The 1,455-nt window shown below is 61.1% G+C and carries 1 protein-coding gene and 1 pseudogene; one reads left to right on the top strand and one right to left on the bottom strand.

The window, feature by feature from the left end; all coding sequences use genetic code 11:
• Positions 1–345, bottom strand: a pseudogene (locus tag EOA22_RS33390) (ATPase); the annotation flags it as partial.
• Positions 346–482: 137 nt separating this feature from the next.
• On the opposite strand from EOA22_RS33390, the gene EOA22_RS33385 reads away from it, so the two are divergent.
• A partial coding sequence (locus tag EOA22_RS33385) for an extracellular solute-binding protein (protein WP_127390601.1) occupies positions 483–1,455 on the top strand: 973 nt, incomplete at its 3' end.

The raw sequence follows: 1,455 nt of genomic DNA, 5'->3' as shown, positions 1-1,455 counted from the left end.
GACGACGCCAATGCCGTCGATATAGCCAGCGGCAGGAACCATCAGCTCGGCATCGTTGACCACCTGCACCGCACCACCGGTCCTGCTAGCCAGCAGCGCCTGGAAGCGAAGGCATTGTTCACCCGTGTCGCAGCCATGCGCGCCAACGGCCAGCACAGCGGGCGCGACCCCGCCGCACAATCCCGCGACGATCCCAGCCAGTGTCTCGGCATCAGTCTCCATCTGGCGAATGCGCCAGCTCTCCGTCACCAGCACCTCGTCGGCGATGCGCTCGCCCTGGCACGCCATGATGCGCGTCTTGGTGCCGCCTATATCCACGCCTGCAATGATTTTCTGGGTCACCATATCCACCGCGCAAGCCGGGCTGCCGCGTCCAATCCACGTTAGTTAGGAAACTTTACAAACTATCTTTCCAGACGGCAAGAACTATGATTTGATAATCGTCGTAAAAAGCGCATCAAGCGCGATTGGGAGATTGCAACATGAGCAGGAGAAGGATTGGGCTGGCCCTCGCGGCCGCGTCTTTCGCATGGGGATTGGCAGCCAGCGTGGCGCATGCCACCGACATCTCGTTCTGGACCTGGCGCCAGGAAGACAAGGCCGCCTACAACGAACTTTTCGCCGATTTCACCAAGGCCAACCCGGACATCCATGTGAAGTTCGAGTCCTTCCCGGACGAGAACTATCCGACCATCGTCTCGACGGCCCTGGCCGCCGGCAAGGGTGGCGACGTCATCCACACCCACGCCTATGGCTGGCTCGAGCAGTTCGTGAAGGCCGGCTATTTTGAACCACAGGATCTGACCACGGTGCCTTCGCTCGCCAACCAGCCCGCCGATGCGCTGGTGGCCGGCACCTATCGCGCCGACAAGAAGGTCTATTCGCTGCCCTTCGCTTCGCAGACGCTCGGCCTGTTCATCAACAAGGACGTCTTCGCCAAGACCGGGTTGACCCCGCCGACCACATGGGATGAGTTCATAACCGTCAGCAAGGCGCTGAAGGACAAGGGTATTTATCCCCTCGCCAACGGCATGGGCACAAGCTGGTTCAACGAGATGTTCGTCGCCATCTTCACCAACCCGTTCCTCGGCCAGGATTTCGTCAGCGACCTGACGTTGGGCAAGACCACCTTCAAGGACCCGCGCTATGTCGCCGCACTCGGCAAGCTGCTCGAATTGCGCGACTACATGCCGCCCGGCTTCGAAGGTATCGACTATGACACCGCCGGCCAGCTGTTCATCAGCGGCAAAGCGGCGATGCTTGCCGGCGGCAGCTTCGACATCGCCAGCTATCGCACCCAGAACCCGGCCATCAACATGGACTTCGTCGCCCCGCCAGTGGTCAAGGCCGGCGATACGCCGCAGGTGACCAAGTTCTTCGACGGCGGCTATGCGGTCAACGCCAAGTCGGCCAACAAGGAGGCCGCGCTCAAGCTGGTCAACTGGATGGGCACAA

Origin of the sequence: Mesorhizobium sp. M7A.F.Ca.US.014.04.1.1, assembly GCF_003998745.1 — a bacterium.
GTDB classification, from domain to species: Bacteria; Pseudomonadota; Alphaproteobacteria; order Rhizobiales; family Rhizobiaceae; genus Mesorhizobium; species Mesorhizobium ciceri.
This window is presented reverse-complemented; position numbering and strand designations above follow the sequence as displayed.